General features: G+C 46.4%; 16 protein-coding genes. 8 read left to right on the top strand and 8 right to left on the bottom strand.

What is annotated here, in order from left to right; translation table 11 throughout:
- Positions 1-36: 36 nt before the first annotated feature.
- Entirely contained in the window at positions 37-2,358 is a 2,322-nt protein-coding gene (locus ICV39_RS01245; protein ID WP_215390106.1) for an NADP-dependent malic enzyme, read from the bottom strand.
- 103 nt (positions 2,359-2,461) lie between these two features.
- Between ICV39_RS01245 and thiL the strand changes: the two genes are divergently transcribed.
- The 3 genes from thiL to ICV39_RS01230 are packed head-to-tail and all read left to right on the top strand — an operon-like array spanning position 2,462 to position 4,571.
- On the top strand, positions 2,462-3,481 hold the full coding sequence (thiL, locus tag ICV39_RS01240; protein ID WP_215390105.1) for a thiamine-phosphate kinase: 1,020 nt from the start codon (positions 2,462-2,464) through the stop codon (positions 3,479-3,481).
- An 8-nt stretch (positions 3,482-3,489) separates the two neighbouring features.
- Entirely contained in the window at positions 3,490-4,068 is a 579-nt protein-coding gene (locus tag ICV39_RS01235) for a phosphatidylglycerophosphatase A (protein ID WP_215390104.1), read from the top strand.
- 8 nt (positions 4,069-4,076) lie between these two features.
- Positions 4,077-4,571, top strand: a complete 495-nt coding sequence (locus tag ICV39_RS01230) for a CinA family protein (protein ID WP_215390103.1) — start codon at positions 4,077-4,079, stop codon at positions 4,569-4,571.
- A 22-nt stretch (positions 4,572-4,593) separates the two neighbouring features.
- Here the strand turns inward: ICV39_RS01230 and corA are convergent, their stop codons facing one another.
- The gene (gene corA / locus ICV39_RS01225; RefSeq protein WP_215390102.1) at positions 4,594-5,559 is read right to left on the bottom strand and encodes a magnesium/cobalt transporter CorA; all 966 of its coding nucleotides are present in this window, start codon (positions 5,557-5,559) and stop codon (positions 4,594-4,596) included.
- Between the two features lie 74 nt (positions 5,560-5,633).
- On the opposite strand from corA, the gene pyrF reads away from it, so the two are divergent.
- Positions 5,634-6,473 carry an orotidine-5'-phosphate decarboxylase gene (gene pyrF, locus ICV39_RS01220; RefSeq protein ID WP_215390101.1) on the top strand — a complete coding sequence of 280 codons (840 nt, stop codon included), beginning with the start codon at positions 5,634-5,636 and terminating at the stop codon, positions 6,471-6,473.
- A 30-nt stretch (positions 6,474-6,503) separates the two neighbouring features.
- Here pyrF and mtgA read toward each other — a convergent pair whose 3' ends face one another.
- From mtgA to mpl, 6 genes are read right to left on the bottom strand one after another with little or no spacing between them, the layout of a single operon-like run.
- Positions 6,504-7,262, bottom strand: a complete 759-nt coding sequence (gene mtgA / locus ICV39_RS01215; protein ID WP_215390100.1) for a monofunctional biosynthetic peptidoglycan transglycosylase — start codon at positions 7,260-7,262, stop codon at positions 6,504-6,506.
- A 48-nt stretch (positions 7,263-7,310) separates the two neighbouring features.
- Positions 7,311-8,219 carry a shikimate dehydrogenase gene (aroE, locus tag ICV39_RS01210; protein ID WP_215390099.1) on the bottom strand — a complete coding sequence of 303 codons (909 nt, stop codon included), beginning with the start codon at positions 8,217-8,219 and terminating at the stop codon, positions 7,311-7,313.
- Positions 8,220-8,240: 21 nt separating this feature from the next.
- A complete protein-coding gene (locus ICV39_RS01205) occupies positions 8,241-9,107 on the bottom strand; it encodes an energy transducer TonB (protein WP_251372696.1) in 867 nt (288 codons plus the stop codon).
- A 4-nt stretch (positions 9,108-9,111) separates the two neighbouring features.
- Positions 9,112-11,145, bottom strand: coding sequence for a ribonuclease catalytic domain-containing protein (locus tag ICV39_RS01200; protein ID WP_215390097.1), 2,034 nt, complete (start codon positions 11,143-11,145; stop codon positions 9,112-9,114).
- A gap of 2 nt (positions 11,146-11,147) precedes the next feature.
- Positions 11,148-11,882: a 3-oxoacyl-ACP reductase FabG gene (gene fabG, locus ICV39_RS01195; protein ID WP_215390096.1), complete on the bottom strand. Its 735-nt coding sequence runs from the start codon at positions 11,880-11,882 to the stop codon at positions 11,148-11,150.
- 49 nt (positions 11,883-11,931) lie between these two features.
- Entirely contained in the window at positions 11,932-13,329 is a 1,398-nt protein-coding gene (mpl, locus tag ICV39_RS01190; protein WP_215390095.1) for a UDP-N-acetylmuramate:L-alanyl-gamma-D-glutamyl-meso-diaminopimelate ligase, read from the bottom strand.
- 26 nt (positions 13,330-13,355) lie between these two features.
- Between mpl and ICV39_RS01185 the strand changes: the two genes are divergently transcribed.
- The 4 genes from ICV39_RS01185 to accC all read left to right on the top strand — a co-directional run bounded on the left by ICV39_RS01185 (position 13,356) and on the right by accC (position 16,524).
- Entirely contained in the window at positions 13,356-13,883 is a 528-nt protein-coding gene (locus tag ICV39_RS01185; RefSeq protein WP_215390094.1) for a TlpA disulfide reductase family protein, read from the top strand.
- Positions 13,884-14,153: 270 nt separating this feature from the next.
- Positions 14,154-14,603, top strand: a complete 450-nt coding sequence (gene aroQ / locus ICV39_RS01180; RefSeq protein WP_215390093.1) for a type II 3-dehydroquinate dehydratase — start codon at positions 14,154-14,156, stop codon at positions 14,601-14,603.
- 36 nt (positions 14,604-14,639) lie between these two features.
- Entirely contained in the window at positions 14,640-15,107 is a 468-nt protein-coding gene (gene accB / locus ICV39_RS01175; RefSeq protein WP_215390092.1) for an acetyl-CoA carboxylase biotin carboxyl carrier protein, read from the top strand.
- A 52-nt stretch (positions 15,108-15,159) separates the two neighbouring features.
- Positions 15,160-16,524 carry an acetyl-CoA carboxylase biotin carboxylase subunit gene (gene accC / locus ICV39_RS01170; protein ID WP_173954987.1) on the top strand — a complete coding sequence of 455 codons (1,365 nt, stop codon included), beginning with the start codon at positions 15,160-15,162 and terminating at the stop codon, positions 16,522-16,524.
- Positions 16,525-16,537: the final 13 nt, after the last annotated feature.

The following is a 16,537-nucleotide window of genomic DNA, read 5'->3' as shown; positions in this document are numbered from 1 at the left end:
TGTAAGTTATCACTAACTTACATAAATTATAAAGACTTACGAGATGCCCCTAGCGTTGCTTGCGGCTTCAACAACTGCCAAAGTTGTCACATTCACGATACGACGAACGGTGGCAGCCGGAGTCAGAATGTGGATTGGCTTAGCAACGCCTAATAGCAACGGTCCAATTGCAATGCCATTACCAGCTGCAGTTTTTAACAAGTTGTAAGAAATGTTCGCCGCATCAATATTTGGCAATACCAGCAGATTCGCGTCGCCTTTCAATGGCGATGAAGTGACTGTGCCAGCGCGAATGGTTTCATCAAGAGCACTATCCCCATGCATTTCACCATCAACCTCTAGGGTTGGGTCTGCTTTTTGGAGTAAAGCCAAGACTTCACGCATCTTCACTGCGGAAGGAGCATTGCTTGAGCCGAAGTTTGAATGGGACAAGAGTGCAACCTTTGGCACCAATCCCAACTTACGCATTTCGCTAGCCGCCATCAGAGTCAACTCTGTCAATTGCTCTGCTGTCGGATCAATGTTGATATGGGTATCAACCAAAAATACTTGGCGTCCAGGAAGTATCAATCCTGACATTGCACCATATACAGTAGCACCAGGCTCAGGCCCAATCACTTCATGAACATATTTCAAATGCGTAGCGATATTGCCAACAGTGCCGGAAATCATGCCGTCAGCCATACCCTTCTTAATCAAGAGGCTGCCGATCAAGCTATTGCGGCGGCGAACTTCTAACTTAGCAAACGATTGGGTTACACCCTTGCGCTCTGTGAGTCCAAGATAGGTTTGCCAGAAATCACGGAAACGATCATCCTTCTCAGGGTTCACGATTTCAAAATCTTCGCCAGACTTCATTCGCAGACCAAACTTCTCAATACGATGATCAATGACCGCTGGGCGACCAATCAAAATTGGTTTAGCCAGGTTTTCATCGATGATGATCTGGACAGCACGCAATACGCGCTCATCTTCACCCTCGGCAAAGACAATACGCTTCTGATTCGCCGGTACACGCTTAGCGATGCTAAAGAGCGGCTTCATTAAAGTACCAGAGTGGTACACAAATTGCTGCAACTGATTGCGGTATGCATCAAAGTCTTTAATAGGGCGAGAAGCAACACCATCATCCATTGCTGCTTTAGCAACTGCAGGTGCAATGACTGTAATCAAACGTGGATCAAATGGTTTTGGGATTAGATACTCAGGACCAAACGACAAATTCTCAATACCGTATACAGATGCCACTACTTCGCTCTGCTCTGCTTGAGCCAACTCAGCCACAGCTTTTACTGCGGCAACTTCCATGCCACGGGTAATAGTAGTTGCACCCACGTCCAATGCGCCGCGGAAAATAAATGGGAAGCACAAAACGTTATTCACCTGATTCGGATAATCGGTGCGTCCTGTCGCCATCACTGCATCTGGACGAACTGCTCTTACCTCTTCCGGCAGAATTTCTGGGGTTGGGTTTGCAAGAGCGTAGATGAGCGGCTTGTCTGCCATCTTCTTCACCATCTCTTGTTTCAAGACACCACCAGCAGAAAGACCTAAGAAAATATCTGCCCCTGCGATCACATCATCCAAAGTACGCAAATCGGTCTCTTGGCAGAACGGCTCCTTCTCTGGATCCATTAATTCTTTGCGGCCCTTATAAGCAACACCTGCTAAATCGGTTACCCAAATATTTTTACGTGGGATACCCAAGTCAACCAATAAATCCAAGCAAGCTAAGGCTGCAGCGCCGGCACCAGAAGTAACTAACTTCACATTGCCAACATCTTTACCAACTACCTTCAAACCATTGAGGATCGCAGCAGCTACAACGATTGCGGTTCCATGCTGATCATCATGAAAGACGGGAATCTTCATGCGCGCTTGTAACTTACGCTCAACCACAAAACAATCTGGTGCTTTGATATCTTCCAAATTGATGCCGCCGAATGTTGGCTCGAGTGCGGCAATAATTTCCACCAATTTGTCAGGGTCGTTTTCATTAACCTCGATATCGAAAACATCGATGCCTGCAAATTTCTTAAACAGGACTGCTTTACCTTCCATCACCGGCTTACTAGCGAGCGGTCCAATGTTTCCCAAGCCGAGCACAGCAGTACCGTTTGTAATCACGCCAACAAGATTGCCTTTGGCGGTGTACTTAAATGCGTTTGCAGGATCCTTGACGATCTCTTCACAAGGAGCGGCAACCCCAGGCGTATAAGCCAAGGCCAGATCGCGTTGATTTGTGAGTTGCTTAGTAGGTGCAATCTCAATCTTTCCAGGAACTGGAGACTCGTGATACTGAAGGGCAGCCTGTCTCAAAGCTGCAATTTGTTGTTCTTTACTGTTATCTTTGCTCATCAACGAACTCACTAGTTTGTTTTACTTTTATCTTTAAATGCTAAATAGATCATTAATTCTATTCCTCTCGAGCACTCCAGTCCCAAGAGCCATAAAATAGGACATGCACTCTTCCTCCAAGCCTTTGGGTGAATTTGACCTGATTGAGCGTTTTTTTAAAACGCCATCCATCGCACAACCTCCCAATTCTGCAATTCATTTAGGTATCGGGGATGATTGCGCACTCATCAAACCACCATCAGATGAAGAAATTGCCATCACCAGCGACATGCTCGTTGAAGGTCGACACTTCTTAAAGGGGGCTGACGCTGAACAGCTGGGCCGCAAAGCCCTAGCCGTCAACCTTTCAGACCTAGCGGCAATGGGCGCTAAACCCCTTGGGCTTACCCTCTCGATTGCCTTACCGAATATGGATGAGCAATGGTTAAAGGCTTTTTCTAAAGGTTTATTTTCAATTGCTAATCAGTTTGATTGCTCACTCATAGGTGGGGACACTACTGCAGGCCCACTCACCATTTCTATCACCGCTATCGGTAGCGTGCCCAATGGAAAAGCCATTCGGAGATCAGGGGCAAAGATTGATGATGAAGTCTGGGTCTCTGGAGCAGTAGGAGACGCAAGACTCGTTCTTGCTGCGCTGCGTCATGAAATCTCATTAAGCAAAGATGAGTTGGGCACCATTGAACATCGCATGCATCAGCCCACCCCCAGAATTGAATTGGGACTGAGATTAAGAGGTATCGCCAACGCAGCCTTGGATGTATCTGATGGGCTACTTGGAGACCTGCAACATATCTTGCGCCAATCACAAGTAGATGCAGAAATATTCCTAGATCGTCTACCAAAGTCAGATGCCCTAAAAAAACAAAGCATTCAAACCCAAAATCAATTCGCTGCTTGCGGGGGAGATGACTATGAGCTTTGTTTTACAGCACCCAAGAGCCAACACGAATTCATTTTAGAAATAAGTCGCGCACTCGATTTACCGCTGACTTGTATTGGTCGCATCATTCACAAAAAAAATCATTCATCACAAGTTCATATTTTGAATACTGATGGAAAAATTCTTTCTGATACTGAAGCAGCGCAACTCCTCAAATCCTTTGATCACTTTGCAGTGTGAACAACGTCATGAATAAGGCCACTCAACAAGCGTTTAGTCTAAAGCCCGACTTCAAGTGGATGTTAGGAAGTGTGAATAGAATCTTCGCGTTTGGATTTGGTAGCGGTCTTAGCACTGTTGCCCCAGGCACGGCTGGCACGCTATGGGCTTGGGCCATCTACTTAATTGCCGACTATATTTTTTCTTTGTCTGGTTCCCCCGCACTCTTATGGGCTCTAGGAGTTGGATTCATCTGGGGTTGCTGGATCTGCGGCTTCGTCAGCGAAGAATTAGGTAAGCGCGATTTTGGCGGCATTGTTTGGGATGAGATGATTGCGTTCTGGCTCATTCTGGCATTCATCATGCCAAGTAATCTTTGGATTCAAATTTTGGCTTTTGCATTGTTCAGATTTTTTGATGCAGTCAAACCAGGTCCAATAGGCTGGATTGATCGGCATTTTAAAAAGACAGGGAATTTGGACATAGCATCAACAAATACACAAATATGGTGGCGAGGTTTTGGCATCATGATTGATGATCTTGCGGCAGCCTTTTCCACACTCATGGTAATTGCACTAATTCAGATAATCGCAATGTACTTGACCTGAATCTCATCATGAAAACCGCAGACATTGTTAGCACTCTCGCTGAAATTCTGAAATCAAAGAATTGGAAAATGGCTGCGGCCGAGTCTTGTACTGGTGGATTGGTTTGCGCGAGCTTGACCGAAATTGCCGGCTCTAGCAATTGGTTTGAGCGTGGCTACATTACCTACAGTAACGAAGCAAAAATCGAGTGCCTAGGTGTTCCAATTAGGCTGCTTGAGGTTTATGGGGCAGTAAGCGAAGAGGTTGCCAAGGCCATGGCTGAAGGCGCTCAAGTGAATTCTGGGGCCAATGCCGCCCTCTCTATTACCGGCATTGCCGGCCCTAGCGGCGGGTCCACAGAAAAACCCGTCGGCATGGTTTGCTTTGGATGGGCCATTCGGAGCGATGCTGGCGATAACCGAATCATCACCAAAACGATGCGCTTTGATGGAGATCGGCAACACGTACGGCAACAAGCGTGCGATTTCGCACTCAGTGAATTAGCAAAACTTCTCGAGAATTAGTACTACAAAAAGCTTAGTGGAGTTACTTCATCCACCCTTTGTGATAGAAGTACCACAACGGAATAATCGCAGAAACGATCATCGCAATAATGGCCATTGGGTAACCCCAAGTTGCATCAAGTTCTGGCATGTATTTGTAGTTCATACCCCAAACGCTCGCCAATAAGGTTGGCGGCATTAAAGCAACGGATACAACCGAGAAGATCTTAATGATCTTTGATTGGTTCAAGTTAATGAAACCTACGGTCGCATCCATCAAGAAGTTAATCTTGTCGAACAGGAAAGCGGTATGGTTTTCTAGTGAATCGATATCACGCAAAATCTGACGTGCTTCTTCTTGCTGCTCATCAGAGAGCAACTTACTGCGCATTAGGAAAGATAAGGCTCTGCGGGTATCCATGACGTTGCGACGGATACGACCGTTGGTATCTTCTTCCTTGGCAATCGTCTCGAGAACCTGTTCAGCATCTGCATCATTAATGTCATCTTGCAAAACACGTTTTCCTGCTTGTTCAAGGTTTTCATAAACCTCTTCCAAGGCATCTGCAGAATACTCGGCGTCTGTTGAATACAAATCCAACAACACGTCTTTAGCATTGCTAACAGATCCAGGGCGCAAACGAGCGCGCAAACGTACCAAGCGGAACACGGGCAAATCTTCATCATGAATGGAGAACAAGACTTGCTTGGTCAACACAAACGCAACGCGCACGTTGCGAGAAGTCTCTTCTTCATCTAATAAGAAATCTGTACGAATATGAAGGTGACCATCATCTGCCTCAAAGTAACGAGCAGAAGCCTCTAGGTCTCCTAAATCATCTAGCTCTGGCAAAAGTACGCCAAAAGCCTCTTTAATCCAAATGAGTTCTTCCTCTTCAGGGTCGACCACGTCAATCCAGATAGGATTGGCATACTGCAATAATTCATTGCGATCTTCTACTTGCTCTTGAGAGAGGCGGCCATTTTGCAGGACGAACAAGTTGATCATGGTGAACTCCTAAGGAATGTGCGCTAGTTTATCCTATAGAACATGACCGTTTCATTAAAATAAGCTAAATTCGAATGAACTCTCGCTCAAATACCTTTACCCAGCAACTCCAGTCCGCATGGGCTTCCCAAGGCAGCATGCTGTGCATTGGTTTCGACCCAGACCCCAAGCGTCTTCCAGACTCCTTGCAAGGTAAGCCGGAGGGTATTTTTGAGTTCTGTCGCGAAATTGCGGATGCTACAGCAGACCTGGTTTGCTCCTTTAAGCCCCAATTCGCTTACTTTGCGTCTCAAAGGGCTGAGGCTCAGCTCGAAAAGCTGATTCGTCACATCAAAGATAAATATCCCCACATCCCGGTGATTTTGGATTCTAAGCGTGGTGATATTGGCAGTACAGCTGACCATTACGCCCTTGAGGCATTTGAACGTTATGGCGCCGATGCCATTACGGTTAATCCTTATATGGGGTTCGATACGATCGAGCCCTACCTCAAACATACTGGCAAGGGCGTCATCGTGCTGTGCCGCACATCCAACCCTGGTGGATCCGATCTACAGTTTTTAAATGTTGCTCCAAGTGGCGAACCCCTGTATTTGCATGTTGCCAAACTAGCCGCCACCAAATGGAATAGCAGCGGACAAATTGGATTGGTTGTTGGGGCGACCTTTCCTGAAGAGATTGCAAAAGTACGCGCCATCGTAGGTGATATGCCTCTGCTGATTCCAGGCATTGGTGCTCAAGGCGGCGATACTGAGGCAACTGTCAAGGCGGGTGCTATTGCAGGCAAACCTGGAACTGGCATGATCATCAATTCTTCTAGAGCCATTTTGTATGCCAGCTCCGGAAACGATTTTGCACAAGCAGCAAGAGCTGTTGCGATCAGCACTCGTGATGCATTAAAAGCAGCAAGCTAAGTACTGTAAATATTACTTAGTGAATATTGCTTAACGCTTAGAATTTTTGGGTGCAGGGATTGGAGCTAGCGCAACGCGCCCCATATTTTCTAGAATAAATTCTTGGCGGGCTGAATAGTTAATACTTCCCCTGTAGCAATACTGTTGCTTATCAAAACATTTGGGGGCAGGCAAAGCAGAAGCCAAAGCGGCAGCTTGATCCACATCTAATCTAGCAGGAGTGCTTGCATAGTAATGCTTGGCGGCAGCGCCAATGCCAAAAATGCCTTCACCCCACTCTACTGAATTTAAATAAATCTCGAAGAGCCTTTGCTTTGAAAGTATCAACTCCAAGAGGCCAGTGATGATCAGCTCTTGGGTCTTGCGGAAATAATTTTGCTCAGATGATAAAAATAAGTTTTTTGCTAACTGCTGCGTGATCGTTGAGCCACCTCGCAAGATAGGCTTTGTCTTTGTGCCAGAGCGTGATTTTTCCTGGGTCTGCTGTTGATTTTTCTCCCAAGCCTTTTGCATATCCTCAACACGCACCCCTTTGTGCTGAAAGAAGATGTCATCCTCACTCACCAAGACCGCCCGCTTGAGATTATTGGAAATCTTGTCATAGGGCACCCATTGAGATTGAATATCACATGTGAAATGCCATGAACATAAACGCCAACGTTCAGCCCTCTGAAAGGCTGTGCTGCTGGGGTCTAGACTAGCCCACAAGCTAACTTGAATTACGAAATAAAGCTGCATGGCAACAAAGCCTGCCAGCAGACATTTGAATGGATACAAAATCCAACGCATTGAAAAAATAAGTGTTTGCTTGTTTTTGGGCTGTTATTTGTTGCTTGCTTATGAGCTACGTAATTTAGCTAAAACAGCGCGCGGATTGATCTCTGTAGCAAGCTCAGCGCCGCGCCATATTAAGAACGCATCTGCTGCTTGCTCTACTAGCATTCCCAAACCATCGCTAATACGAGCGCCATGCTGCAAAGCCTGATTCATAAAGGCAGTGTTTTTGCCGTACACCATGTCATAAGCAAACGACCCGGGTTTAAAAACCTGCATTACTGCCGCCTCACTCAAAGGTGAGTCGTCTGTTAATCCCGCAGCCGTTGCATTAATCACCAGATCAAAAGAATGAGAAGTTTTCTGGCTATTTTCCAAATCAGCCAAGGTGCGTGACTCTAAGGCGACTTGTTTGCGAGCAGCTAAATCAGCAAACAACTTCACCAATTCATCTGCCTTGGCAGTAGATCGATTAGCAATCACTAGACATTTAGGCGAGAGCTCTAATAACGGTCCAATCACGCCGCGAGCCGCACCACCCGCACCTAACAACAAAATACGTGCCGCATGAATATCAATCCCCTGTGCCAATAAATCTCTTACCAGGCCTGCGCCATCAGTATTGTCACCATAAATTTTTCCATCTTGAATCCACAGCGTATTTACTGCACCCGCCAAGCGAGCACGGTCTGTTAATTGATCTGAAAATGTCTTTGCATCCAATTTAAAAGGAACGGTGACATTCATACCTTTGCCACCAGCAGCAAAGAAGGACTTTGCTGCTTTTGTAAAACCATCTAATTGAGGTTGCATTCGGCCATAGTGCATAGCCTGCTGAGCCTGCTCTGCAAACGCTTGATGAATTGTGGGTGACTTGCTATGCGATATGGGGTTTCCTGCAACCGCATAAACATCCTTCCCCTGGAAAAAACTGGGGTCTGTATGCAGATCAAGAGTGGCGTTTAGCGTCATAAGGCTTAAAGAATAAGCGAATTAGTTTCGTAATTCCAAATGATCGTTTCCGTCTCGCGTAAAGTCAAAAGTCGAAATCCAATCCAGCACATCGATTTGATTTCGCATTTCTGCTGGGAAGGGCCCAAATGGCGCAGAAGCCCTCACAATCGCAAGCGCCTGACGATCTAGCTCTGGGTTGCCGGAGCTTCGCCCAATGGAAAGGCCCTCTTTTCCCTGGGCATTATTGGTAATACGGCCTTGAGCATCCACGCTCACCACAATGATCAAGCTCCCATACAAGGGTCGCCCATTGGCTCTTGGGAAAAACGTACTGCCATAAGCCTCGATTTTCTGGCGCATAGCATCAAAGTAATGAGCAAAAGTTACTGCTTTTGTATTGGCGCCAGTTAACACTTTTCGACGGGGTTGACGACCATCTTGCTGAAGTCGTTTAGCCAGTTCAGCCTCTAACGAATTAAGCTGTTGAACTGCCTTTTGATCATCACCACTCTTTCTACCACCAGAGCGAGCACGCTGCTCATCGAGCTTAGCCAACATTTGCTTTTGTTGTTTTTCCAAAACTTCAAGGCGAGCCTCAGCCCCCAATCTTGCGCGATGCAAGGCTGTGGCATCTTGCGTATCTGACTTTCCGCCGCCTTGTAAATCAGCCTGGGCTAATTTATTTGCCTGCTTGGGGGGCGCCTTATTACTGGCATTCACAAGAACTACGCTGAGCGGTGTATTCAATCGGCGATTCTGAATCTCGCCCATACCCCAACGAAACGATAGAAAGATGATGTGGATGCCTAATGAAACCAGTAGAGCCAAACGAAACGGATGCTTTCTCCAGGCTTCTTGAAAATAAGAAATCAGTCTTTCTATTTTTTCAAAATGCGGAAAATGCATTGGTCTAATCCAGGCTCGCATCTTCTTCCGCCTCTCCGGATGGCAATACTTCTTGGCCCTCAGTGGCTTGATCATCCGACTGTGTCGACTCAATCTTCAATACTCTGACCGCAGCACTTAATTGCAATAGATCTACATCAGACACCATCACGTGGGCCCGAGTCATGCGCGGATGACTTGCCAGCTCTGGAACAGGTAAGTGCAAAGGTACTGGCTCAACCCTCGACATACCCTCTTTCAGATGACGTACATAAACTGCCTTTAACTGATCGTCTTGCGTCATCCAACGTAAGCACCAGTATTTCTCTAAACGATCTTGGTACTCACCGTAGGCTTGATAAGAAGATTCGAAATCTGCGGCAATTCCCATTAACACCGCATCTCGCGGAGGAAAAGGAGCAACCATCTTGGCAGTAACGCCATGCTTTGCCAGCGCAAGTAATTGCCATTGATTGACCAAGTCGGAGTAACGACGCAAGGGGGAAGTAGACCAGGCGTAGTAGTCCAAGCCCAAGCCTTCATGAGGACCAGGGGTAGTTTGCATACGAGTGCGCATTGGACCCCAGCCCTTTTGCGTCCTAAATAAACCTGGCAATCCATGGTCAGCCAGAAGTTGGCCTGATGCACTATTACAGAAGATCATCCACTCGGCAACAATCGTATCCAGAATAGAGCCACGCTGACGTGGGGTAATTTCTACCCGCTCCACTCCATCATTATTTTTGATCTGAAAATGGAAATCTCTTGCTAAAGCGTTTGGATCTACTAAACCTAATTGTTCTGCACGTAAGCCATTGGCGACTCTTTTTTCTTGGCGCCCAGCATGCAAATGTTTTGCGGCTTGCCACAAAATACCTAATTCTTTTTTGAAAGGGTATTCAGTATCGGTATCAGACAAAGTCTCATCGCTTATCAAGTCTTCGATATTTTCAAGGCGCAAATTAGCGGCAATCGGAACCATTTCCGCGCGCATCTGCACAGTCTCTCGGTTAACCAAGCCGTCTGCATCAATATCTACATAGACTGATAAAGCGGGTCTTGCAGCCCCTTCATCTAAGGAGAATTGCTGAATCACCGCATCCGGCAACATCGTGATTTTGTCACCAGGAAAATAAACCGTAGACATCCGGCTACGAGCCACTTGATCTAACGCATCATCTCTAGTTAAGGCTAACCCTGGTGCTGCGATATGAATACCAATACGATGGCCGCCACCCACTAAATCAGTTACAGAAAGCGCATCATCGATTTCTGTAGTGCCAGAATCATCAATTGAGAACGCCTGGACTTCTGCAAGAGGTAACTCAGCAATCGCAGCATCATAAGTATCTTGATCAACCTCCAGATTGGGATTATGAGCAGAACCATGGGGGAAATGAGCCTTTAAAAACATTCCTTGGTGATACGCCAATGGAGAGTCGATCGCCCCAGATCGAATCATCAACTGAGCAGGCGACTCACCAGTCTCGGTGCATGCAGAATTTAAGGCCTTATATGCAGAACTGTTTTTATCGGGAGAGAATAATAACTGCTTGGCAGAGGCTTTCAGAGCTTCTGGAAATGACCCTGCCACCAATTCTTGTTGCCACAGGGACTGTTGCTCTAACTCTTTTTGTTTGCGTCCTAACGCCGCTAAGCCTGCCTGCAACTGCTCTAAAGGCGCCCTCTGAAAACGGCCTCGCCCTTTGCGCCGAAAAAAGACTGGCGCACCTTGCAAGGCAATTGCCAACGAAACTTGTTGCGGAATGGAGGCTTGATCCCCAAAGTACTCATGAGCAACATCCACCAATCCAAACTCTTCATCTGGCGCGCAGTCCCATAGCAATTGCAAATCAATTTCTTTAGATAGCGTTAGTGCTTCGTCCATCACAGCCTGAGCATCAGGCTTTTCAAAGCGCAACCAAACCTCTTTAGCCTTGAGCTTGATTTTTTTACCAGACAAGCTGGTTGCCTGCCAAGACTCTGCATCACCCATTCCGGTTGCAGACTGCACTGTGGCGATTTTGATATCGCCACCCTCTTCATATAAGAGATTCATGCTTAAAGTGAAATTCCGCCGCTAGCTTCTAATGCCACGCCATTGACATAGCTAGCCTCATCGCTAGCCAAGAACAAATACACATTAGCCATTTCTTCAGGGGTACCCAGACGCCCAAGCCAACTGCGCTTCTCAATATCTTTCAGAATATTTTCTGGCATTGCTTTCACCATTTCGGTAGCGATGAATCCTGGACATACCGCATTTACACGAATACCTTTAGGGCCAAGCTCGCGCGCCCAGGTCTTAGTGAATCCAATCACGCCAAATTTTGTAGCGGAGTAATTGGTTTGACCAAAGTTGCCATACAAACCAACAACACTCGAGGCATTCACAATCGCGCCTGAGCCGGCCTCCAGCATATGTGGAGCAATCAATTGGGTGCAATTGAAGACCCCTTTGAGGTTCACATCAATCACTGCATCAAATTGAGCCTCAGTCATTTTGATTAGACGCGCATCTTGAGTAATACCTGCGTTATTAATCAAGATATCGATACGACCATGTTTCTGTATCACTTGATCTACAACCCCCTGAATACTGGCGCGATCAGTCACATTCATGACATGTGCTTCGCTATTGGGAATTTGCGCAGCAGCATTTTTGACTGCTTCTGGATTGACATCGGCAACGATCACAATGGCGCCCTCTTGCGCAAAACGCTGGGCAGTTGCAAAACCAATCCCTTTAGCTGCTCCAGTAACAATTGCCACCTTACCTTTTAATCGATCGCCCACAAATTTACTTTCAGTATGTGTTTTATAAGTGAAGTTGCTGCAAGCAAATTTAACTTGCGATCTTCTTTAATAATTTTTGGTGTACGCCGCCAAAGCCGCCGTTGCTCATGACCAAAATGTGATCCCCTGGCTTAGCCTCGTTTGCAACTGCAAGCACGAGAGCGTCTAGATCATCAAAAGCCTGGGCTTTTACTTCACCTTTAGCATTAAGCGGTGCTAAAACCTCCGCCAAGTCCCAACCCAAAGACTCTTTGCCGCTACTGGCGCCATATGCAAATACTTTGTCAGCCTGTTGTAGGCTATCGGGCAATTGAGCCTTCATAGTGCCAAGCTTCATGGTGTTAGAGCGAGGCTCGAGAACAGCCAAGATACGAGACTTGCCTACGCGTCGACGTAAACCATCAACTGTCGTTGTAATGGCGGTGGGATGATGCGCAAAATCGTCATAGACCGTAATATCGTTAGCAACACCGATGGTTTCGAGACGACGCTTGACGTTTTTAAATTCCGCCAATGCGCGTGCAGAATCTTCCGGTGAAATGCCAATATGATTCGCAGCAGCAATTGCAGCTAATGCGTTTAATTGATTATGTCTCCCCATCACGCCAGAGTCTGGCGCCCACGTCACAGTTGCAACATTCTTGCCTGCTTTACGAACAACAAAACCATCTGCTTCTTGCGAAACCAAAGACCATTCATTAGCGGCATCTTGGCCGAAACGCTCTACTGGCGCCCATGCACCCCTGGTTACAACCCTCTCCAATGCGGGCTCTTCGCCATTGACCACCAACAATCCATCGCCCGGAACGGTACGCACTAAATGATGAAATTGGGTTTCAATTGCAGCAAGATCCGCAAAAATATCAGCGTGATCGAATTCCAAATTGTTTAATAAGGCGGTACGTGGTCTGTAATGCACAAACTTACTACGCTTATCAAAAAACGCCGTATCGTACTCATCTGCCTCGATGACAAAATACTTACCCTCGCCTAAACGAGCAGAGACTGTGAAATTCAAAGGCACGCCACCAATCAAATAGCCTGGCTTATATCCATTGAATTCCAATATCCATGTCAGCATTGCAGAAGTAGTTGTTTTGCCATGCGTGCCTGCTACGGCTAAAACATGTCTGCCATACAGAACTTGCTCGCCCAACCATTGAGGGCCAGAGATATAAGGAAGCCCTTGATTCAAAATCGCTTCCATGAGCGGGTTGCCACGGGAAACGACATTACCGATCACAAATAAATCCGGCATCGTCTCAAACTGCAATAATTGTTCTGGTGAGAAACCCTCAATCAGTTCAATACCTTGAGATTCAAGTTGCGAACTCATTGGGGGGTACACGTTGGCGTCGCAACCTGTTACGCGATGTCCAGCTTGTCTGGCAATTGCGGCAATGCCGCCCATGAAAGTACCGCAAATGCCCAAAATATGTATATGCATTAATGAATTTTAGCGAAGGACTTGAGATGAACCGAAGACAATGGATTGTGATTGCTGGCGTCAGCGTAATGGCACTTCTAACTGGCATCTTTACCTCGCAATGGATTTCTCAATCTGGTCTAGCCAGTGAGCCATCGATTAAGGCATTTTTTGCTAATCCTTGGCAAAGTCCAGATGGAAAACCAGTCAATAGTGAAAATTGGCAAGGAAAGGTCTTAGTGATTAACTTTTGGGCCTCTTGGTGCCCTCCTTGCGTAGAAGAAATGCCAACTTTGGATCAAGTTTCGAAAGAATATGCTTCAAAAAATGTTCTATTTGTCGGTATCGGCATCGATTCACCATCTAACGTACGCGAATTTCTACAAAAAACCCCTGTTTCTTACCCGATCGTCATTGGCGGATTAGAGGGTAGCAATTTAGCAAAGCAAATGGGCAACTCCCAAGGGGCCCTACCTTATACCGTCATCATTAGCCCAAGCGGAAAGTCGACTTTTACAAAATTAGGAAAAATAAGTGAAGATGAGCTCAAAAAAGCTATTAATGGCGCATTATGAGATCATTTAACCCATTTTCTTTTGATTCTACCGATTATCAATTGCTGAATTAATAAGCAATTTTTAGGCTAATTTTCATTATTTGCTCTTAAAAGTAGTGAAAATTTCATTTTCACTACCCAGTTTTAGACTTTTCAGATATTTCTGAGGGTATACTTTCACCCATGGCAGCTGAAGCAAAAAAGAAGCAATTGCAGTGTGGGTGGCTCAATACCTAAATTTAGCCAAATTAAATAATTGACACTTAAATGCCTCTAAAAACAGGGATCTATGTCTAAAAAAGCTTCAATTCTTGTAATTCAAGGCCCAAATCTCAATCTATTGGGCACTCGTGAACCAGAGGTTTACGGCAAAACCACCCTTGAAGATATCCACCAAAGACTGGGAGAGCTTGCAAAAGCCCAGTCTGTCGAATTAAGCACATATCAAAGCAATCATGAAGGCGAACTCATCGATCGCATCCAAAAAGCGAAGCAAGATGGGGTTGATTTCATCATCATTAATCCAGGCGCCTTTACCCACACCAGCGTGGCTTTGCGCGATGTATTAGCAGGCGTTGCTATTCCATTTACCGAAGTCCATTTATCCAATATTCACCAACGTGAAGAGTTTCGGAAACATTCCTATTTATCCGACATTGCGACGGGAGTGATTTGCGGACTTGGCGCGATTGGTTATGAACTTGCATTACAGACTGCAATTGCCCGTTTACAAAAATAAGCTTAATTACAGAATTTCAAGAGAGGACACACTCATATGGATCTTAGAAAACTCAAAACCTTGATCGACCTAGTTTCTGAATCAGGGATTTCTGAATTAGAAGTAAACGAAGGTGAAGATCGTGTTCGCATCGTAAATTCCGGCTCTCCAGTTGCTGCGGGTCAAGTTGTCTATGCCAACCCCGCTCCGGTACAAGCTATTGCCGCAGCTCCCGTTGCTACAGCCGCTGCACCACAAGCGCCAGCTACAGAAGCACCCGCTGTTGAAGAAGGCTTTGTTGCCCGCTCTCCGATGGTAGGCACCTTCTATCGCGCACCAAATCCAGAGTCTCCAAACTTTGTAAATGTGGGTGACACCGTCAAAGTAGGTCAAACACTTTGCATCATTGAAGCAATGAAACTGCTTAATGAAATTGAATCTGAGAAGGCTGGCGTTATCAAAGAAATTCTGTGTGAAAACGGCCAAGGTGTTGAGTTTGATCAGCCCCTATTTGTCATCGCTTAAGCACTTAAGCGCCCTGACTTTTTCCAAACCCCTTACTTAACTCAGAGCCGACATGTTCGATAAGATTCTGATTGCCAATCGCGGAGAAATCGCTCTTCGCATCCAACGCGCATGCCGCGAGTTGGGAATCAAAACTGTTGTGGTGTATTCCACAGCCGATAAGGAAGCGAAATACGTAAAGCTTGCCGATGAAGCCGTTTGCATCGGTCCAGCACCATCACCACAAAGCTATCTCAATATGCCGGCCATTATTTCCGCAGCGGAAGTAACGGATGCTGAAGCAATCCATCCAGGATACGGCTTCCTCTCTGAGAATGCTGACTTTGCTGAGCGTGTTGAGAAATCTGGCTTTGCTTTTATTGGTCCTACAGCGGCTTCCATTCGCTTGATGGGTGATAAGGTTTCCGCTAAGCGCGCCATGATTAAAGCTGGCGTTCCTTGCGTTCCAGGATCTGAAGGCGCATTACCAGACAATCCAAAAGAAATTATTGCCGCTGCGAAAAAAGTGGGTTACCCCGTGATCATTAAAGCTGCTGGTGGCGGTGGCGGTCGCGGCATGCGCGTAGTTCATACTGAAGCGCACTTGATTAATGCCGTCAACATGACTCGCGAAGAAGCAGGTCGTGCATTTGGCAACCCAGAAGTCTATATGGAGAAGTTTTTAGAAAAACCTCGCCACGTAGAAATTCAGGTTCTGGCAGATACCCATGGCAATGCGATTTGGCTGGGTGAACGTGATTGCTCTATGCAACGTCGCCACCAAAAAGTAATTGAAGAGGCGCCAGCTCCAGGCATTGATCGTCGCTTAATCGCCAAAATTGGTGAGCGCTGTGCGGATGCCTGCCGAAAAATTGGCTACCGTGGTGCTGGTACCTTTGAATTCCTGTACGAAAACGGCGAGTTCTTCTTCATTGAGATGAATACCCGTGTTCAGGTTGAACACCCGGTAACCGAGATGATTACGGGCGTCGATATCGTGCAAGAACAAATTCGTATTGCAGCCGGCCTAAAGCTCAGCTATCGCCAGAAAGACATTGTCTTCCGTGGGCACGCCATTGAGTGCCGTCTGAATGCAGAAGATCCATTCAAATTCACTCCAAGCCCCGGTCGAATTGGCTCATTCCATATGCCAGGCGGTCCTGGCATTCGTGTGGACTCACATGCCTACAGTGGCTACATGGTTCCGTCTAACTACGATTCCATGATCGGCAAACTCATTTCTTACGGCAACACTCGTGAACAAGCGATCCGCCGTATGCAAATTGCCCTTTCTGAAATGGTGATTGATGGCATTACGACCAATGTTCCCCTTCACCGTGAACTCATGCTCGATCCTAACTTCATGGAAGGCGGTACTAGCATTCACTACCTGGAGCATCGCTTAGAAGAACAAGCCGCTAGTCGTGGCAAGTCTTAATGCGCCCTAATTC

Origin of the sequence: Polynucleobacter sp. MWH-UH25E (assembly GCF_018687095.1) — a bacterium.
Taxonomy (GTDB): domain Bacteria; phylum Pseudomonadota; class Gammaproteobacteria; order Burkholderiales; family Burkholderiaceae; genus Polynucleobacter.
This window is presented reverse-complemented; position numbering and strand designations above follow the sequence as displayed.

Excerpts from the sequence above, each read along its gene's own strand:
- accC (WP_173954987.1), top strand. The coding sequence starts at position 15,160 with ATGTTCGATAAGATTCTGATTGCCAATCGCGGAGAAATCGCTCTTCGC.
- ICV39_RS01200 (WP_215390097.1), bottom strand. The coding sequence starts at position 11,145 with ATGAATCTCTTATATGAAGAGGGTGGCGATATCAAAATCGCCACAGTG.
- mtgA (WP_215390100.1), bottom strand. The coding sequence starts at position 7,262 with ATGCGTTGGATTTTGTATCCATTCAAATGTCTGCTGGCAGGCTTTGTT.
- thiL (WP_215390105.1), top strand. The coding sequence starts at position 2,462 with ATGCACTCTTCCTCCAAGCCTTTGGGTGAATTTGACCTGATTGAGCGT.
- accB (WP_215390092.1), top strand. The coding sequence starts at position 14,640 with ATGGATCTTAGAAAACTCAAAACCTTGATCGACCTAGTTTCTGAATCA.
- ICV39_RS01205 (WP_251372696.1), bottom strand. The coding sequence starts at position 9,107 with ATGCATTTTCCGCATTTTGAAAAAATAGAAAGACTGATTTCTTATTTT.
- ICV39_RS01230 (WP_215390103.1), top strand. The coding sequence starts at position 4,077 with ATGAAAACCGCAGACATTGTTAGCACTCTCGCTGAAATTCTGAAATCA.
- corA (WP_215390102.1), bottom strand. The coding sequence starts at position 5,559 with ATGATCAACTTGTTCGTCCTGCAAAATGGCCGCCTCTCTCAAGAGCAA.
- ICV39_RS01185 (WP_215390094.1), top strand. The coding sequence starts at position 13,356 with ATGAACCGAAGACAATGGATTGTGATTGCTGGCGTCAGCGTAATGGCA.
- pyrF (WP_215390101.1), top strand. The coding sequence starts at position 5,634 with ATGAACTCTCGCTCAAATACCTTTACCCAGCAACTCCAGTCCGCATGG.
- ICV39_RS01235 (WP_215390104.1), top strand. The coding sequence starts at position 3,490 with ATGAATAAGGCCACTCAACAAGCGTTTAGTCTAAAGCCCGACTTCAAG.
- ICV39_RS01245 (WP_215390106.1), bottom strand. The coding sequence starts at position 2,358 with ATGAGCAAAGATAACAGTAAAGAACAACAAATTGCAGCTTTGAGACAG.
- mpl (WP_215390095.1), bottom strand. The coding sequence starts at position 13,329 with ATGCATATACATATTTTGGGCATTTGCGGTACTTTCATGGGCGGCATT.
- aroE (WP_215390099.1), bottom strand. The coding sequence starts at position 8,219 with ATGACGCTAAACGCCACTCTTGATCTGCATACAGACCCCAGTTTTTTC.
- aroQ (WP_215390093.1), top strand. The coding sequence starts at position 14,154 with ATGTCTAAAAAAGCTTCAATTCTTGTAATTCAAGGCCCAAATCTCAAT.